This is a genomic window from Klebsiella sp. 141251 (genome assembly GCF_050600725.1).
GTDB lineage: Bacteria > Pseudomonadota > Gammaproteobacteria > Enterobacterales > Enterobacteriaceae > Klebsiella > Klebsiella aerogenes.
Map to the genome: position 1 here is coordinate 1 of NZ_JAQIRG010000046.1, position 249 is coordinate 249.

General features: G+C 60.6%; 1 protein-coding gene. It reads right to left on the bottom strand.

Features of this window, described 5'->3' with window-relative positions; translation table 11 throughout:
* Positions 1-65: 65 nt before the first annotated feature.
* Positions 66-248: an OadG family transporter subunit gene (locus PGR09_RS24590; protein ID WP_430916593.1), complete on the bottom strand. Its 183-nt coding sequence runs from the start codon at positions 246-248 to the stop codon at positions 66-68.
* Position 249: the final 1 nt, after the last annotated feature.

A 249-nucleotide genomic window follows, 5' to 3' on the forward strand; every position in this document is an offset into this window, starting at 1 on the left:
AGGGACTGGTGGGCGTCGCGCAGGACGACATCGGTAATGGCAACGGTCATGAATTCCTCCGTGAATTAAGGATTAAGGCGGCGATGGTGGTGAATGGCGGCGACAATCGCCGGTTTTAAGCGGGCGAAGTCGTCGGCGGGCGCGGCAGGCGGCTCAGGGAACAGACGGGTAACGGCGAGAGACATCCCCCGGATGGCGAAAATGAGCAGCAGCAGGAACGCCAGCACGAAGCCCATGCCAAGAAACATC

Coding starts and splice junctions, on each gene's coding strand:
- PGR09_RS24590 (WP_430916593.1), bottom strand. CDS start 248: ATGTTTCTTGGCATGGGCTTCGTGCTGGCGTTCCTGCTGCTGCTCATT.